This window comes from Modestobacter lapidis (assembly GCF_054780755.1).
In genome coordinates this window covers 262,833-280,168 of the sequence record NZ_BAAGVS010000003.1, presented here as the reverse complement: position 1 = coordinate 280,168, position 17,336 = coordinate 262,833, and the positions used below count along the sequence as shown (strand labels likewise).

The window sequence follows — 17,336 nt, the reverse complement described above, 5'->3', positions numbered from 1 at the left end:
CCCTCGGCGCGACCCCGTGGCGATGGTCCGACGCTAGGGGTAGGTCGGCGGGCCTGCGCGGCTCGGACGGCCGACCGCGTCATCTCATGCCCGGCGCTGCAGGCTATGGCGCGAGCGACCGCTTAGTCCGGTCGGATGACACGTTGCGATAGTGCTGGACGACTTAGGGGCTAAGTGCGAGTCTTCACCTCCCTACATCGTTACCGGAGGCAGACATGGCACGGATCAACAAGGCAGTGGTGGTCACCGAGGCGACCCGGGCGGCGCGGCGCGTCCACTTCGTGGTCGAAGACCCGGCTGTGATCAAGGCCGCGAAGCAGGCAGGCCGGGACGTCGCCCAGGCTGCCCGCTCCTGCACGGAGCTCGGCGGTGAAATCAAGGCGTCATGGGCTCGCTCCGAGTGAACTACTCGCCCGAGGCGCTCGGCCTGGTGGTCCGTGAGCTGCGCGAGGCGCAGTCCCCGAGGTTGACTCAGCGCGAACTGGGCGTCCGTGCGGGATACGGAGAAGCCGGCGCCGGAGTCGCGATCTCTCGCATCGAGAGCGGCCTCTCGAGCCCCAGCGCCGACCGACTCGTTGGCCTCAACCAGGCGCTCGATCTCTTGCCCGGCGAGCTCGTGACGCTCGCCGCGCGGCGCACCGAGAACCTCGCCGCGGCTGGCGGAGGATCGGCGGGCGCGACGGACGAGTCCCTGCGGAACCGACTGGTGCGCGTGCAGCGCATCGTCGAAGAACGGACCGACCGCCTGTCGAGCACGGTGGATGCCTTCAACGAGGCGCACGACCTGGCTCGGGACGAGTTCTTCCTCCCATTCGTGCGCGCCGCCGATGCCATCTCAGGCGCCCCTCCACCGCCGACGGAGAGCCTGGAAGAGGGCGTTCCGGAAGAAGGCGCCGACGCCGCTGCCACAGCCGCGTTCCGGCTGCGTTTCGCGAGCTACGGGGTCGCCCAGACGCTGTCCGGGGCGGCAGCAGGCGTAGCGGTGGGGAGCGCGGCGGGCGCGGCTACTGCCTATGCGGCCTTCACCGCCGCCGTCACCTGGGGCACGGCCTCGACGGGTGTCGCCATCTCCGGGCTGTCCGGCGTCGCCGCGTCCAATGCCGCGCTCGCCCTGCTGGGAGGCGGCACCCTCGCGGCCGGCGGAGCGGGCATGGCCGGTGGCGCCGCGCTTCTCACGGGGCTCGTCGCCGGTCCCGCAGTCGTCCTAGCTGTGAGCGGTCTCGTGTGGGTCGCTCGCCGGAACCGGCAGCAGCGGCAGGAGCTCGCAGTGAAGCTCGACGAGGCCGAAGCGCAGCTCGATGCGCAGGCGCGAGGCGTCGAGGCGTTCATCGACCTCGTGGGTCGCGCCGCACGGATCCTCGAGTACGTCGCCGTCCACGGTGCACACGCCCGCGAGCGGTGGTCCCGACGACTGCAGGCACCGACCGAGTGGGACGAGCTGTCGCCCGCGCAGCAGGAGCAGTACGACGACTTCGTCCAGCTCTGTGCGGCACAGCTCGCCGTGGCGACGCTCGACGTGGAGCGGCTGCTGGTACTCCGAGGTGAGGAGCTCGACCAGGAGATCGGCCTCATGGACCAAATCCTCGACAAGAGCGAGGACCTGGTTCATAGCCGGGCGTGATGCGCTGGGACGCTCGGGCTCTGCCGCTCTCTCCTGTCGGTCGGACTTGCCGTGCAGAGTGGGAGTTGTCATAGGGCACTCTGAAGGATTTGCTGACTGGCCACCCACTCGACAACCGCTAGTCCACCCCACCATAAACACGGCCCGGCGCCTCACGGTGGCCGGGCCTGCTACGTCTACAGGTCGGTGCTGGCTGCAGGCATGGCTACTGGCCGCGCTCGACGAGCCCCTGCGCGGTTGCGTCATAGACGTAGCGGACGATCGCTCCTGACTGGATCAGTTCGATGGCCTGGTCGATAACGGCCCTCGGAACCACAAACCACTCCGACGCGTCGTAGTCCCGGCCCCAGCGATCCACCTGGCTTATGTCGAGGCGGACTTCTGCGAAGACTCGGTGCAGCAAGTTCTCCAGGGCAGACGCCTTGAGGTTGTAGGTGCGGTAGCTGGCCACCACCTCCACTCGCGCCATCAGATACGTCGGCGATTTCTCCGCGTCCTTGATTCGGAGTTCGACCGACCCGCGTGTGAAGCCGATCTTGTAGAGGTCCTTGATGCCGGCAACCTGCGGGTCCGCGCTGAGGGACCGAAGCACGTAGATGTAGCCGCTCACCTGGTCATCGCTGAGGATCTCGGGCGGTTCGGACTTGACGACGATCTGGCCGTCCTCGTCGCTCAGCCTGATGCCTAGGGACTGCCGATACATCGAAGACTCGGTGCCGTTCTCGAAGATGCAGCGGAGCCGTTCACGCTTGTTTTGTCTCACGGTCGTCTTCTTGTATTCGGTCTCACCAACCTCGGCGATGAACAGCATGACTCCGTTGAGGACGAAGAAGGCCCCAGGGAGGATGTGGGTCATGCCTGGGTAGGACAGCAGCTTGCTCACACCGTCACGCAGCTCGGCGTGCTTCTGCTTGAAGAGCGGCTCGAACCGCTCGAAGTCCTGTGCCTTCTCGCGGCGCGCCGCGTTCCCGCTGTCGTAAGTCTGACGGCGCACCGGCAGGTCTGAGACGTCCAAGAGTCCGGACTCGTCATCGAGCAGGTCGAGGTCGTTGCCACCGAGCAGGTCGTCAAGCGACGCTGGCGCCTCGGGCGTCTCCAGGAGACCAAACTCGTCGAGTGGCTTCAGCGCAGCGATCTTCTCCTCGCTGGCGAGGATGCCGTCGAGCCGGGCGCCGAGCTTGCGTTCGGCGATTTCACGCGTTGTAGAGCTTGGGAGCCGCTCGTGTACGCGTCGGAATTCAACAATCTCCAGGAATCCCCGCTTCAGGCGATCGGCTGAGGTGACCTTCATGGCCCGATCAGGTCCGTCGAGCAGGCCATTGAAGTCAGAGTCGAGGATGTCATCGATGCTGGCTGGGACGACGGCGTCTGCCGACCCCGCTTCGTCGCTGGCGCTCATACGTCGTCCCGAGCCTCGGCGTTGCGCTGCGCGGCATCGCGCTCCTGCTTTTTCTTCTGCAGGAAGAGCACTACCTCGGCGTACCGCTTCTCGGTCGGATCGTCGGAGCGCAAGTTCGGTTTGCGCCCGTTGACCTTGGCCCACTGCTGAAGCTTCGGCCAGGTAGTCAGCGCCTCTTCCTCGGTTATCACAACCCTTGTCGAAGTAATCGCATCCGAGATGATCCGCAGCACGGAAGGCGTGACGGACTTGGAGATAACCTCGAAGGCGCGCTGGAATGGGTTGACGGAGTCGATTAGGTTGATGTTGATGTCGTCGATGTTGACGAACTTTTCCGACATCTTGATAAACCGCTTGTCGCCTACTTCACGGACTTCGCCGTTCTTGATGACAGAGTCCACGACCACCTGCTGGCGCAGTTCCTCGACCTGCGAATCGTCCAAGTCGGGATAGCGCTCCCGGATGATCTTCGGGATCAAAATCTTGTTGGTCGTCTCGGGGTCCACTGAGCCAGCAGCGGCCTTTGCGAACGTGTCGTCCTGCAGGATGGTCGCCTTCAGGTCATTGAGGTCCGTCTCGACGATCTGCTTGACCCGCTCGGAGCTAGGCTCCTTGAAACCTCTAATTTTGATGACGCTCGGCGGGGTCGGAGCGTCGTCACCGCTGCGCTTAGTCTTGAACTCGAAGTTCTGGGCCAGCACCTGTTCCATCAGCAGCGACGCCGTGATGGCCTTCAGCATGTTGTTCACCGACACCTTCACCTCGCTCTGCGATGCGTCCGGCTCGGCAATTAGGTTGGTGAACTGAGCGTGCTCCTTGCCGGGCGAGTCACGGGTGACGCGACCAATGATCTGGATGACCTCAGTCAGCGATGCCCGATAGCCGACAGTGAGGGCGTGCTCGGCAAAAGGCCAGTCGAAACCCTCCTTGGCCATCCCGAGAGCCAGAATCACGTCTACGGCGTCCCGGTCCTTCGATGCGACAGTGGAGAGGTGGTGCAGGGTGTCGGCGCGCTTCTTCTGGTCCGTGTCATCTACGAGGTCGGCCAGGCGCAGGAGCTCGCCGGTGTCGGCCCTGCGGATGCTGATGATCCCAGTGTCAGGGTCGGTGGACTCGACGTGGCCGATCGAGTCGATGATGAACCCGACCTCCTCAATCTTGTCCTTCGTGGACTCTCCCGAGTTCACGTTCGGGATGTGGAGGATCGTCTTCTTGTCCAGGTCGAAGACCTCGCCGATCGCCTCGGTGTAGCGGCCTTGGTAGAAGTGGTGGCCGATGCCGAGCGAGTTCAGGTACTCGTAACCATTGAGCTGGTCGTAGTAGTTGAAGGTGACCGGCGTGAACCGCGCCTCGTCCTCGGCCGACAGCACAGGAACCGAGTCGCCGCGGAAGTATGAGCCCGTCATCGCGATGATGTGCACGTCCGAGCCGTTCATGACATCACGCAGGAGCGCGCCGAGGCGGCTGGCTTCGATGTCGGCAGAAACATGGTGAAACTCGTCGATCGCGAGCACGGTGCCGTTGAACGCGTCTGGGGTCAGCTTCTCGACGGCGAAACGCAGCGTGGCGTGCGTGCAGATCAGGACCCCCTCGGGGCCGTTCAGGAACTCGATGAAGGCGCCGACCTTGCCCTGCGAGGAGCCGGGGTCGCACAGGTTGAGCTCAGGCTTGACCTTCCAGTCCGCGAAGAACCCGGACTGGGTGAGGCTCGTTGAGGCAAACGACCCGCCGATCGACCGCTCCGGCACAGCCACAACTACCTTCTTACGACCCTGGTTGTAGAGCTTGTCGAGCGCCACAAACATCAGCGCCCGCGACTTGCCCGAGGCCGGCGGGGCCTTGACCAACAGATGCTGCGCTTCGCGCTTGGCGAAGACACGCTGCTGCATCTCGCGCATACCCATCGCGTCGGTGTTCACGGACTCGCCCGTGCGTGCGTACGTCACGTCGACAACGTTGATCGGCTTCTTGGTCGCATTCACTTGCGGGCTGCCCTCGCCCTCTCCGTCGGGTCCTTCGCGGCCTCATCGGCAGTCATCACCTCATACATAGCGAACAGGTCGGACAAACGCTGCTCATCCGCCTCATACCCACCCCCAGAGTAGAGTGAATCGACCAAGGCATCGATCTCAGCGTGAGAGGCGCGCAGGTCAGCGGGCATTAGACTCGGATCATACAACTCAGCCAGCGTCTTCTCGCCGTGATACTCACGTACATCAAGCACCCGCAAAGCAGCCATCGTGAGTTGCTCCAGCACTGAATCACTTAGTGGAGGCACCGGGAAGTTGTTGTAGACGATTGTGTTCGAGTAGCGATAGTCGGTCTTCAGTTGACCCCCCACCGCTCGTGTCCAGACCATATGCATGCGCGAGGTCAACAGAGAGAACAGCCATGGTTCAGCGTCATAAACGCCGAACGCGGCGTCCGATATCACCGTGCTCGAGTCGAGGTATCCGATTGGTATGTAGTCACGCCGCGCCGACGAGACTCTCGGGACAATTATCGAATTCGTTGGCTTGTAGCTGATCTGCACGAATCTGTGAGGTTGAGCGGCGAAGGAAGCCGTGCTACCGGCTCTGCTTTCGCTTCGCTCCCTTGCAACGCGTACTAGTCGGGACGCGATCGCGGTGATCGACGCTGCAGTCGAAACGGAGCTGTCGCTTATCCACAGGCAATAGCGTTCACCGTCGTTGATCGCTTCGGATGATCCCATGTACCGCTTGATGAACTGCTCGCTTCGCGGGTCCTCGGCGATCATCTGAGCTCGATCCTCAGGCGAGAGGATGAGGCCGCCGCCGTCGCGCGGCATGGAGCCGAACACCATGTCAGGACGGGGAGCCCCAAGTGGCTTCCTGCGCCGCCCGATCACGACGTCCGCACCGTCGGCAAGATACCCATTGATGTTGGTTGCCGTGATCTGGAGATCGTCCGTGTATAAGTACTTCGGACTAGCATTGGCGTTCCGCAACCCGATCACGGCGACGGTCACACCTGCGTTGCGCTTGGCGTTATTCTCCCACTTGAACGATGTGTAAGCGAAGCCGATTTCGACGCCTTTGGCGAAGATCATCGGAAACATCAATCCGACATGCTCGCCCTGCGCGACCGAGTTGGTGGTGACGAACGCCAGCTCCGCGCGAGTGCCTTCGATGTAGTCGGCCCCTTTGACGAACCAAAGCGCGATGTAGTCGAGGTTCTTCGAGTACGGGCGACCTTCGAAGACGAAATCGTAGTCGGCCTTCTGCTCCTTAGTCTGCGTCTTGGCGCCTGCGTACGGCGGGTTGCCGATCAGGTAGATCTCTTCGTCGCCATCGTTGGGACATATCTTCTGCCAGTCAACGCGGGTAGCGTTGCCTTGGCGAACCCGTCCGGTCTCCCTCAGGGGAATCAAAGGTAGGTCGACGCGGAACTTCTCCAGGAACTCGCGGTTCATCTGGTGCTTGGCTATCCATAGGGAAAGGATGGCGACCTCAACCGCGAAGTCGTCGATCTCGAGACCGAAAAAGTTCTCAACGTTGATCTGAGACGAGGCGAACAGGACCTGATGCTTAGGGTGCAGTTCGGCGAGGCGTTCGAGAATCGCGTGTTCCAGGCGCCGCAGTTCCTTGTATGCAATAACGAGGAAGTTCCCGGACCCGCAGGCTGGGTCGAAGACCTTAATCGTACTGATGCGTCTTAGGAGACCTTCAAGCCTCCTGGTCGAGTCGTAGGCCCGGTCGAAGTCCTCTCTCAGTCCATTTAGGAAGAGGGGCTCAATGGCTTTTAGGATGTTCGGAACGGAGGTGTAGTGTTGGCCGAGGTCTGAGCGCAGACTGGGGGTGACGATCGCTTGGAACATCGACCCGAAAATGTCGGGGTTGATCTCTCGCCAGATCAGCGTCCCAGACTCGATCAACAGGTCCCTGGCCTTCCTCGTGAACGCCGGGACGACCTGGTCGGGCGCGGAGGTGAAGAGCCTGCCGTTGACATAGGGGAACCCTGCGAGGTGCACGGGCTTGTCGGCAGCGTATTCGGTGTCGAGCGCGGCAAAGAGGTCGGTAAGGAAGCCTGCGACGTCGGCTCCGTCGGCTTGGGTGTAGGAGCCGACGGCGTTGGTGAACTGACTTTGGGAAAAGATGCCAGTATCTTCGGCGAAGAAGCAAAACAGCAGCCTCGTGAAGAAGATGTTGAGGACGTGGCGCCCATTCGGAGCATTGAGCAACTCAGGGTTCGCGCCGACCAGTTCGTCGAAGAGTCTGCCCATCCGCTCGGCAGCTCGGACGTCAGCATGGGTCTCCGCGACGTACTGGGCTTTCTCCATTCCAGCCCAAGGTAGAAAGAATGTGAAGTGTTTGTCGATGTCATGGATCGGGATAAGCAAGGTTTCGCTGGTCTTGGTGTCGACCGCGAGAAGCTCATTGTAGTTGGTGACGATGACGAAGCGGGTGTTATAGCGAACAACCGTCGGTGACGTCCTGAGCTTCTCGATCGCGGCTAGTGGGTCGCCGACGGTCTCGCGAAAGTAGACAACGTTTTTCTGCGCGACCTCGTGGATCTTGTCGTCGGCTACGTTCAGCGAGCCGTTGCGGAGCCGGGTGACGTTGCTCGGGGAGCGTCCGTACGCGAGAAGCAGTTCGAAGATGAAGTTGCGGTCGTAGGACGTGCGTCCGCCCAGTGGTGCGACGCGTTCCTCGATCGCCTTGAGGTTGAGCTTCACCGAGCTACTCCTTGTGCCATGCGCTCATCTCAACATTGCCCACCGACACTGCGGTCATGACGGCGGATCCTCGCCGGCGGCGCCGCACCACTGCGGCGGACGGACCCAACTGGCTGGCTGATATAGCAGCCCCCGAGCGGCCCGAGCTTGCGAGCCGGCATGCCCATCCGTAGCCATCTCTCGGGTGAGCGGTGTCCTTGGTGACGCCGGGATGGGACCGTCCGCAAACAGTCAGGGGCCGGCTACGAATCGCCCTGCGGATGGTGGCGGTCCATGTTGCATCGGCAGCCCACGGTAGTGGGAGCGAGCCCGTACGCCCCGCAACTGACGGATGGCGTTCGGCGGACGGGGTCGAGATCGATGGTGGTGGGCGCAGTGCCTGCTCCTGGATCCCGCCGTGCGAAGGGGCTGCTTCGCTTCGGATGACTTCCTCGCGAGACGCTACGGCCTCGCTGCAAGCCACGAGCCCTGTGGCCAGCCGCCGCGCCGAAAGCTCTCGAGACGGAGGCGCGGACGCACGCGGTGGCAGGGAGGTGATCTTCCCGCGATCGGTCGTAGGCCACGTGCCGTCGTACGGCGTGCCGAGTCCCGTCCTCCACTGTCGCACGGACATAGTTGGCGCGATGGAAGGAAGCTCAAGATGCTGATACATCGCGTTGTGACGCAGCCCGGCACTCACCGTGTCGCCTCACGGAACATTGACGCGCTCATGGAGCTCCTCGCCAGCGGCTCGCCAACAGCTTTTGACGCGGCAGTCGCCTACGTCACGGACTCTGGAGTCGACGCCCTAGTGGCCGAAATCGGATCCAGTCGGGTGGGTCCTGCCTGGTTAGCCATGAGGAAGCGATGGCTTGTCAGCTGCGATTGGCTTCGGTCGGACCCGACGGCGCTCAATCGGCTGCAGTCGATGCCTTTCTCGGAGGTGCGCGTTCACGATGGTGATCGGGTCGTGGCTCGACCAGGCTGCGTGCCCTTCGTTCCGTGGCATCCGAAGTGGTTCGCCATCCGTGGTCGCGGAGTCAGAGGCTGCCTTTGCGGGTCCGGTAACCTTTCGCGCAATGGGTTACTGACCGGCCACGAGGTCGGAGTGCTGCAGATTGTCACACGTCCCACGAGCGCTGCGGAGAGATCCGTGGACACGAGTCTCCGAGACGGAGAGTCATGGTTCGAGCGGCAGTGGCGCGCGGCAACTCCATTGGGGAGGGTGCTAGACGCGTATGCGGCCCAGTTTAGCAAAACGCCACAGGGTTTGGCTCGAAACGACGATGTCTCTGACGCCACGGGGGGAGTCGGGAGTCGATACGGCCTAACTCCGGCGCAATTGGTCGCGCTTTCCACTGGGACTCACTTCTGGATCGAGGCAGGGATCCTCAGTCGCAACCGTGGACCGGGCCGCCCCGGCAACCAGCTGATGATGTCGGCGCTCATGCGCGTATTCTTCGGCGCGGAGGCATCCGAGGTGCCTCAGAACACCCTGGTCGCACGGCCAATCGTCGAACACCCAATCCAAAGTGCGGTTCGTGTGGAGGCGCCCATCCGGTTCAGCGACAACTCCATGGACGTTATCAGCCTGCCTGTGCCAGACGCCCCGTGGCCCGCCAGCTATGATGACCAAACGCTCATGTTCTCCAAGGTTAATCGCCATTCCTCCCGACACTTCATCCTGGTCTCGCGAAACGCGCAACTCTCAGAAGAGTGGCGACAGAAATCAATGGATCAAGGGACGTCGTACGAAATGAGGAGTGGGCGCAGGTGGGGCGTTTACAGCTAGTGTCAGGTCGCCTCCGACCGCTTCGGCCACAAGCTCCCCGCGACCGCACCAAAATTGGCGTGTCCGACCGGGATTATGGCGTCGTGCCCCGAGGGAAGGTTCTGCCCTTCGCGACATAAAGGACGTCTAGGAGGGCGGTCCGCCCGGCATTGCCCTCGACGAGCGAGTCAAAGCCGCCCTTGCCGTGGTGGCACAACGCAATTAGATTGCCAACGCTGCCCGCTGGCCAGCACGGTCCACTCGGATTGTGGCGGCTTTGCCTTCGGTATGTGCGGTGGTCTGCAGTTTGAGTGGGCCGCGACGCCGGCTGACACCAGTCGCCGCTGTCGCAGCATGCCGCCACTGTGGTAACGGCATCGTCTCGGGTTCCCGTGCTCTCGGTGCAGCGCCTCATGCTGCTGACGCCTCGGCGGCTCGGCCTGCGAGGGCGTCGGCGGCGGCTAGCCAGCGGGGGTCGACGTCAGTTGGTTCTCCCAGGTCGACAGGATCGTCGCCGGCCGGGTCGTAGCGCCAGCAGTCGTGGAGCCGCCGGTCCCAGGTAGCAACGACACCGCTCCCAAGGTGCTTGACGCGCACGTAGTCGATAGCCGGGTCGGCGACGACCGCGGCTCGGAACGCAGCCGTTAACTCTCCGGGCGCCAGCTCAACGGCTGGGTCGGTGATGCCGACAACTTCGACGGTCGCAACCTGACGGCCACGCTTCACTGTTTCCTTGCGGACGATGAGCTGAGAGCGGTCAACACCCAGGGAGGCGGCGAGGGCGCCGTCGACCTCTCGCCTTGTCGACTCCTTTGCGAACCCGGCGAGGGACGCCGCGAGCTTGAAGGCGGGGCGGACGCCGGGCTGGGATGCCCGCCGCATTGCATCGGGCGTGAAGTCGAGGGTCGGCGCCGTGAGGATGCGGCGCCAGGCGTTACGGAGCCGCGTGCGCAGGGCGTCGAGATCATGCTGTTTGGTGAGCTGCACGGCCAGATCGACGGCGGAGATGATTGTCACTGCGGCGTCGCGCTCGTCGAACGCCTCCATGGCGGCCCACTGGTCCTCGTCGGACAGTGTTTGGATGTAGCCGTCCGAGGTGGCGTCGCCGAAAAGGAACGCCCACAGTTCGATCTGGTAGCCGATGCCCTTGTCGGGGCCGACGACGCCCTTGGCGACGAGGAGTGCGAGGAGGTGATTGAGAATCACGGCGTTCGTGAGCGCGACCCTAGGGCCGACAACCTCGAGAAAGTCCCGGTCGCGAAGTGCCTTCGTGAACCGCTCCGCGAAGCGCTGCCACGCCAGCCGGTTGCGGGTCTCGATCTTGAGGCGGCGGCGTTCTCGCTCCTCGTCTTCTTCCCCTTCGGCCTCGTATTCTTCAATGGTTTCGTCGGTGGGCATGTCGTCGTTCTCGCCGGGAAGAATGGCGGTCGTGTCGTCGAGGTCGACGTCGTACGCCCCCTCGACCTGGTCGGCTGTCGGGCCGACTGCTGCCGGCTCGGCTCTGTCGTGGTCGCCGAACCCGCGAAAGTAGTCGGTGATGGCGCTGAGGACGATCTGGAGGTCCGTGGCCTCGAGGCGGTCGGCGTGACGGGTCACGGTCTCGTACTGGGCCAGGCGGGGATGGCGGCGCAGTGCGTCGAAGTTGAGGTCCTCCCACGCCTGGTGGGGGCCACCTTTGCCGTCGCCGGCGGTGTCGGGTGGGGGGGAGCGCCGGGCGAGACGCCAGAGGCTGTGGCGGTCGATGACGAGGGTCGCGTCGAGCTCGTCGAGGAGGCCGGCGAGGTCGTTGTCGTATGCCTCCAGGTCAAGGCTGCCGGCCTTGCGAAGCAGGTCGGGATCGCGCCGCCCCGTGAGGAGGGTCGCAAGCGACGCAGGGTGGTACGGGTAGACGGGCGTGGTATCGACGTCGCCGTCCTCGGCTGCGACGCGCAGCCATACGGGCACGGCGCGGAAGTCGAGGGCAGTCGCGGCGTCGCCAGACGGCGCGACGGTGTAGGTGGTCCCGACTCGAATGACGGCACCGGGCGTGACGGTCCCGGCGACGATGAGCGAGAGTTCACCACCGGGCAGTTCACCGGCAGCGACGAGGGTGAGCTTCGCGTCGGCCCACGTGCCACGCAGTAGCCGGGGGCGGGTGTCGGTGGGCGCGGTCTCGTGGTCGCCGAGGTAGGTGACGTCGAGGTTCGCGACTTCCTCCGGTGCTTCCCGGAGGTCAAGGCCGTTGAGCAGATCCTCGAAGTGCTGGGGCGGTCCTTGGGCGAGGGTGACGAGCTCAATGTTGCCGGCGGGCCGCTCGCCGACGGCCCGGTCAGTGCGCCACAGCGCGGCAAGGGACAGGTTCGCCGACCCAGTGAAGGTGATGGATCGGGTCGAGGTGCGAATGAGGATGAACTTGGCGTGCAGATAGGTATCGGGGAACTCGGGAGCGGAGGCCAGCTGCACGTCGGTCAGTCCTGGCGCTGCTGCGAGGACGTTGGCGAGCGCAGCCGGGTCGACGGAGGTTCTGCCCGCTTGGGCGAGGACGCTGACGTGGTCGGGTTGGAGCGCATCGATGAGGCGGCGGAGGGCTTCACAGCGCTGGTCGTGGAACGGGGCGTGCACGAGGAGCTCTAAGACACGCTCGTTGGCGACGGCGGCGATCAGCTGGTCGCCGAGGGGTTCGACGAGGTTGTGGCGTACACCGGCTGGCCGGGCGGCGGGTGCCCAAATCCACGGTGTGTCGGCCCACACCGCGTCGAGATGCTTGCGCGCCTGGCTGTCGAGATATCCGCGCAGGGCCATTAGGTCGAGGAGGTCTTTTGCTGCCTGGAACTCGGGCAGGTAGGTGGCGTTGGTGTCGGTGGTGTCGTAGCGGTAAAACACCTCTCCTCGCGACGCGTATCCGTCTATCCCGAGGTTGCCGCTGCCGACCAGCAGTGTGCCGCCTGCTGCGTCGACCAGGAGGAGAAGTTTGGCGTGGGCGCTGCCAACGTTGGTGATGGGTGTCGCCAGGTAGTGGCGGTTGATGTGACGGAGGCGAGAGCCACCGGAGGCTAAGTCGGCGAGCTGCCCGGCGAGGACGACGTCGTCGGCGAGAACGATCCGGTTGTGGGCCCGGCTGACGTGGCGCCACAGCGGGCCTTCGAAGAAGTCCAGCTGGGCGCCGAAGGTGCAAATGACGGCGTGGTCGCGGGGCTTGGCCAGCACATCAGGCACGCTGAGGCGCTCAGCTATCATCGCCGGGCTCGTTCATCGCGGCTTCAAGGTGCGGTTCCGGCAGGTCGCCGTCGGCGAGGAGACGTCGGCCCGGGTCAGTGAGCGCATGCGTCGCTCCGAAGAGGCTATCGACGAAGCCGAGCTCGTTCACGGTCGTTGCGAGTGCCTGGAACCGCGAATTGCTCATTTCTGCCCGCGCGTAAGCGTCGTAGAAGTGCAGATACTCGCCTTGTCGACGGAAATGGAACGTGTCACCCGTCTGCGCGAGCTTGGCGACGGCAACACGCTCGTGCTGGCGGATGACGTAGTCGCCAAACAACCAGCGGGCCGCCTCGCCGAGGCTGAATCGCTGTCGGTCGCGCCACTGGTTGAAGAACCGACTGAGAGCGAGGCGCGACACGCCGCCGTCCCGACAGATGTCCCAGTCCTCGGAGAACGCCAACTCGTTACGACGCGATCCGACGCGAGTAGCGACCAGGGCCAGCAGCGTGAGCGCCACCGGGATGACAGCCGGCTCGCCACCTGCCGCGTTCGCCCATCGGTAGAGGCGGTGCTCCGTGACAGGTGCGGCGATGTCCCACGAGTCATCGAGGTCGCCCCCGACGTTGCCGGCTCCGGTTGCCCAGTACGCAAGGTCGGCGACGGTTGAGGAGGCGTTGAGATGGGGGTCGTCGACCCCAAGCGCCGAGGCGAGGGCCGCGGAGTCGATGGCGTCGTCGATGAACTCCCACCACGTCGAGAGCGGAACGACGTCGCCGCTCATCCGCACCTCGCCGATGCCCCATTCGGCAAGGTACCGCCACATGCGGTTTAGCGCGTAGGCGTAGTACTCGCGGGCTTGGTATAGCCGCCACCGGCGGGCGGTACGCACGTTGGGCGCTGCGGGCGTCCATGCGGCTCCGCCGGCACCCGTTGAGTGGAAGTAGATGAGGCGTCGAAAGCGATCCTCAGACAGTTCGTAGCCGGCGGTCTGCTCCGCGAGGTCGAGAAACATGCGCATGGTGGCGCGGCGCTGCTCGGCATCGCGCGGACCACCGGCGTGGAGGAACACATCTTGGAGCAGCGGTCGGTCCGGTGCGGTCGGTGTGCGCAGTTGGCAGAGGCAGGCCGCCCGGATGTACTCGGCGACCACGTCGGCTGGTACCAGAGCCTGGTCGTCGTCAAAGTACTCGCGGTAGTAACGAGTGCCGCCGATCGCTGTCCGGAACGCGGCCGCGATAGTGCGTCCTTCCGGCGTTGGCGCATCGTAGGGAAGCCCGGCGGCGGGCGTCGCCGGCAGTGTGAGGCCCATCCCGGAGATAGCAGCGCTGTAGTAAAGGCCATAACCGCCGAGGGGGTCCTTGATGTAGTTGAACTGGGCGTTGTAGACGGTTGGTTGGGTCTGGACCAGCGCGCTCGCCTTGTTCGAGCCGACGATGGCTTGGAGCGGGCCGAACTCGTCGTGCTCCGGTCGATCGCAAAGATGGCAGCCCGCCGCGAAGATTGCCTCACGGGGCCGGTAGAAGCGCGAGAAGTCGCGGCGGGTGCGGGGTAGATCGCGCCGCCAGAACTCGTCGAGCAGAAATGTGTAGAAGCTCCAGTAGCGGGGGTGGACGGTCTGCACGACGATCCCAGGGGACAGCTTCGGCAGGATCTGGTCCGACGACACGCTGGCCAGACCGAGGTGGTCCTGGCCCTGGCTCGGCGGGTACAGCTTTTCCGTCCACTGCGGTCGGACGGCGACGTCAGCCGGCAGCATCATTAGCCCCTCGGCATCGAAGGTCGAGAGCGACCCGGCTGTCGCTTCGGTACCCCATGTCAATCCATGGTGCCGAGCTGCACGCACCGTCGCACCAGAGCCTGACGGATCGCCGCTCGGCACGGCCTCGAGCTCACTGCGTGACCTGAGTGTGGTCACGCGGCCCCAAGAGAGCTGGCACGGGGCTAGGACCTCGCCGGATGAGCCGCCCGACGTGACCAGAACATGACCAATGGAGCGGAGAACAAGGGTCTCCAGGGGACTAAAACGGGCCCTTCGAAGGGTTCTTCAGACCTTCTCCAGTTCCCTAACAGCACCTGAACTGCGCTTTTGCGTGGAGCGGGTGACCGGGATCCAACTGGCATGGCCAGCTTGGAACGCTTTGCCCTTGGTCAGCCGGGGGGTCTGCCCGATGTCGCATCCGCGGTGGCCCTCCAGGCTGGACCAGTCGGCTGGGTTGCAGTCCTGGTTGCAGTTGGCCACGTTCGCCCTAATTCGTAGTCGTGCGCGGCCGTATTTCTTCGCTGGTCACATGGCTTATGGAACTGTGGCGAACCGCCCTGAACGCGATCATGACGGCCTGGCAGTGTGGGGGTCAGGGGTTCGAGTCCCCTCAGCTCCACCCTCGCGACCGGGCCGTTCTTCCATCGGGAGGGCGGCCTGAGTCGTCTCTGGCGCCACGGTGGTGGCCACTGGTGCCGCTCAGCCGCGCAAGCCGTCTCTGTGCCTGAGCGGCCCGCTCAAGGACGCCTCGGACGGGTGCCATCGCGGCGCTGCGGGGGCAGAGCGGCATCCGGTAGGCATCACCAGACGGTGCCCTGCGGGCGATGGACATCGCGGCGCGCGTGCCGCCTCGAGCAAGCGCGTACGTGATGTACTTGACGTACTTCACGTACTTATGCATGATGGGCATCCGCGAACGTCATGCACACCAGCGTGAGCGAGTAACGCCCGTCCACGAATTGGGCATCACGAACACGATTCGGCAGGAGCCTGCAGTGACGACCGTCCGACACTTCGACAGCTTCACCTCGGCACGCACCAATCTGCGCCTGGTGTTGGACGCTGCGCGCGCGGGCCTGGTCACCACGGTCACCCGCGACAAGGAACGGTTCGTGGTCATGACGGCCGAGGCCTTGGGGGCGCAGCTGCGCCGGCTGGTTCCCTCGATGGCTGTTGTGGTCGCTGAGGGCGGCGGATGGGCAGCATTCATCCCGGGCCTGCCGGCGCACGGGGACGCGGACACCTTCGACCGCGCTGTCGACGATCTGATCGCGGCCCTCCGGGAGTACGCCGACGACTGGAACGAGCGGTTGCATGCCGCGCCCAACCACGCTCAGCACCGCAGCCTGGTGGAACTGGTCGAACTTTCCGACGACGGGCAGCTGCGTCATTGGCTGCTGACCGATCATGCTCCGGCGGGCATGGTCGGCGCACCCGCCCACGCGTGAGCGGCGCCGGCAGTCGCCGCGACCATGACCGCTTCTGCCAGGTCGAGGGATGGGCTGTGGTCCGCAACGCACGCGGCGGAGTCGTCGCCCACCACGTCACCTACGAGCTGGGGCTGCCAGGCGGGCGCACCCTGCGGACCCGCATCTCGCGGCCGCCGAACACCGAGACCTACGGGCCCGGGCTCTGGAAGCGCATTCTGACCGACCAGCTGGAAGTCTCCGAGGCCGAGTTCTGGGCGTGCGTCTCCAACAAGCAGGTCCCCGTGCGCGAGACCGGCGTCAACGAGGCACCAGCCGCGGCGCTGCCGGCTGGCCTGGTCAATCAGCTGCTTCACACGGCGGGCGTCCCCGAGGCCGAGGTGTCCCAGATGTCCCTGGAACGGGCGCTGGTGGTCATGAACGAGTACTGGTCGCGGCCGAAGGACTGACTCGGCCCGGCCCGCGGGGATGCCGCCGGGCCGGTGGGCTCACTCGGGTACCCGGTAGCCCATGCCCCGCACCGTCATGATGATCGTCGGATTGGACGGGTCGGCCTCCACCTTCGTGCGCAGCCGCCGGACGTGGACGTCGACGAGGCGGGAATCACCGAAGTAGTCGTAGCCCCACACGGTCTCCAGCAGTTCCTCCCGGCTGAAGACCCGCCCGCGGCCGGCGGCCAGTTCGCTGAGCAGCTTGAACTCCGTGCGGGTGAGCGGCACCATCTCGCCGTTGCGGGTGACGATGCCGTCCTCGGGGGCGATCTCGAGATCACCGATGACGACCTGCGTGCGGAGGTCGGCGTTCCCCGCGCGGCGGGCGAGGGCCCGGATGCGGGCGGAGAGCTCCTTGGCCACGAACGGCTTGGTGATGTAGTCGTCGGCGCCGGCTTCCAGGCCCGCGACGACGTCGTGGCTGTCGGCCCGGGCGGTGACCATGATCACCGGGGTGCTGGAGACGCGGCGGATCTCCCGGCAGACCTCGAATCCGTCGAGGCCGGGCAGCATGAGGTCGAGCAGCACGATGTCGATGGGGTGCTCGGCCAGTCGCTGCAGCCCCTCCTCGCCCGAGGCGGCCTCGATGACCTCCAGCCCTTCGCGCTGCAGGGTCATCGACACGATCCGCCGGATGCCGTCGTCGTCTTCGATGATCAAGACGGAACGGGCCACGTCGGGATGGTGCCCCGCCGCCGGCATCCTCAACCTCCGCACCGCCCCCGTGCGCACGGCCGGCTTACGGTCCCGTGACAGGTTGCTCCGAGCCGTCACGGTGGCGGTGCGTCCTTCCGGAGCGTCCCCGACCAGGCCGGTTCCCCGGAAATCCGGGACCGCGGACGCCGGCTCGGCCTCCGATGTCGGACCGACCGGTCGTCGCGCTCGTGACGAGCTCGTGTCGAAGCACGCCACCACGGATCCACGCGGCCGAGCAGGGCATCCCCGGACCGAGCGGCTGCACCGAGACCGCCCGGACGAGAGGATCCGACATGCCGATGCCCACCACACGGCGTCGC

The 17,336-nt window shown here is 64.9% G+C and carries 10 protein-coding genes; 4 read left to right on the top strand and 6 right to left on the bottom strand.

The window, feature by feature from the left end; all coding sequences use genetic code 11:
• Window positions 1–215: 215 nt before the first annotated feature.
• Together ACYVG5_RS06395 and ACYVG5_RS06390 are read left to right on the top strand one after the other, a co-directional pair.
• Window positions 216–404 carry a hypothetical protein gene (locus tag ACYVG5_RS06395; RefSeq protein ID WP_222045950.1) on the top strand — a complete coding sequence of 63 codons (189 nt, stop codon included), beginning with the start codon at window positions 216–218 and terminating at the stop codon, window positions 402–404.
• Window positions 401–1,621 carry a helix-turn-helix domain-containing protein gene (locus ACYVG5_RS06390; RefSeq protein ID WP_222045947.1) on the top strand — a complete coding sequence of 407 codons (1,221 nt, stop codon included), beginning with the start codon at window positions 401–403 and terminating at the stop codon, window positions 1,619–1,621. The genes ACYVG5_RS06395 and ACYVG5_RS06390 overlap by 4 nt, the downstream gene beginning before the upstream one ends.
• Window positions 1,622–1,826: 205 nt before the next feature.
• Here ACYVG5_RS06390 and ACYVG5_RS06385 read toward each other — a convergent pair whose 3' ends face one another.
• The 5 genes from ACYVG5_RS06385 to ACYVG5_RS06365 form a co-directional block, all read right to left on the bottom strand.
• A complete protein-coding gene (locus ACYVG5_RS06385) occupies window positions 1,827–3,020 on the bottom strand; it encodes a GIY-YIG nuclease family protein (RefSeq protein WP_222045945.1) in 1,194 nt (397 codons plus the stop codon).
• Window positions 3,017–5,002, bottom strand: coding sequence for a DEAD/DEAH box helicase (locus ACYVG5_RS06380; protein WP_222045943.1), 1,986 nt, complete (start codon window positions 5,000–5,002; stop codon window positions 3,017–3,019). The genes ACYVG5_RS06385 and ACYVG5_RS06380 overlap by 4 nt, the downstream gene beginning before the upstream one ends.
• Window positions 4,999–7,716 carry a DNA methyltransferase gene (locus ACYVG5_RS06375; RefSeq protein WP_222045941.1) on the bottom strand — a complete coding sequence of 906 codons (2,718 nt, stop codon included), beginning with the start codon at window positions 7,714–7,716 and terminating at the stop codon, window positions 4,999–5,001. Before ACYVG5_RS06375 ends, ACYVG5_RS06380 begins: the two co-directional genes overlap by 4 nt.
• A gap of 2,161 nt (window positions 7,717–9,877) precedes the next feature.
• The gene (locus ACYVG5_RS06370; protein ID WP_222045939.1) at window positions 9,878–12,661 is read right to left on the bottom strand and encodes a phospholipase D-like domain-containing protein; all 2,784 of its coding nucleotides are present in this window, start codon (window positions 12,659–12,661) and stop codon (window positions 9,878–9,880) included.
• A 10-nt stretch (window positions 12,662–12,671) separates the two neighbouring features.
• Window positions 12,672–14,558 (bottom strand): hypothetical protein, encoded by a 1,887-nt coding sequence (locus ACYVG5_RS06365; protein WP_460683035.1) that lies wholly within the window; start codon window positions 14,556–14,558, stop codon window positions 12,672–12,674.
• A 668-nt stretch (window positions 14,559–15,226) separates the two neighbouring features.
• Here ACYVG5_RS06365 and ACYVG5_RS06360 point away from each other — a divergent pair.
• Together ACYVG5_RS06360 and ACYVG5_RS06355 are read left to right on the top strand one after the other, a co-directional pair.
• A complete protein-coding gene (locus ACYVG5_RS06360; RefSeq protein WP_460683034.1) occupies window positions 15,227–15,850 on the top strand; it encodes a hypothetical protein in 624 nt (207 codons plus the stop codon).
• Complete coding sequence (locus tag ACYVG5_RS06355; RefSeq protein WP_222045933.1) at window positions 15,847–16,278, top strand: cytotoxic translational repressor of toxin-antitoxin stability system; 432 nt, start codon at window positions 15,847–15,849, stop codon at window positions 16,276–16,278. Before ACYVG5_RS06360 ends, ACYVG5_RS06355 begins: the two co-directional genes overlap by 4 nt.
• 39 nt (window positions 16,279–16,317) lie before the next feature.
• Here the strand turns inward: ACYVG5_RS06355 and ACYVG5_RS06350 are convergent, their stop codons facing one another.
• Window positions 16,318–16,995: a response regulator gene (locus tag ACYVG5_RS06350; protein ID WP_460683033.1), complete on the bottom strand. Its 678-nt coding sequence runs from the start codon at window positions 16,993–16,995 to the stop codon at window positions 16,318–16,320.
• Window positions 16,996–17,336: the final 341 nt, after the last annotated feature.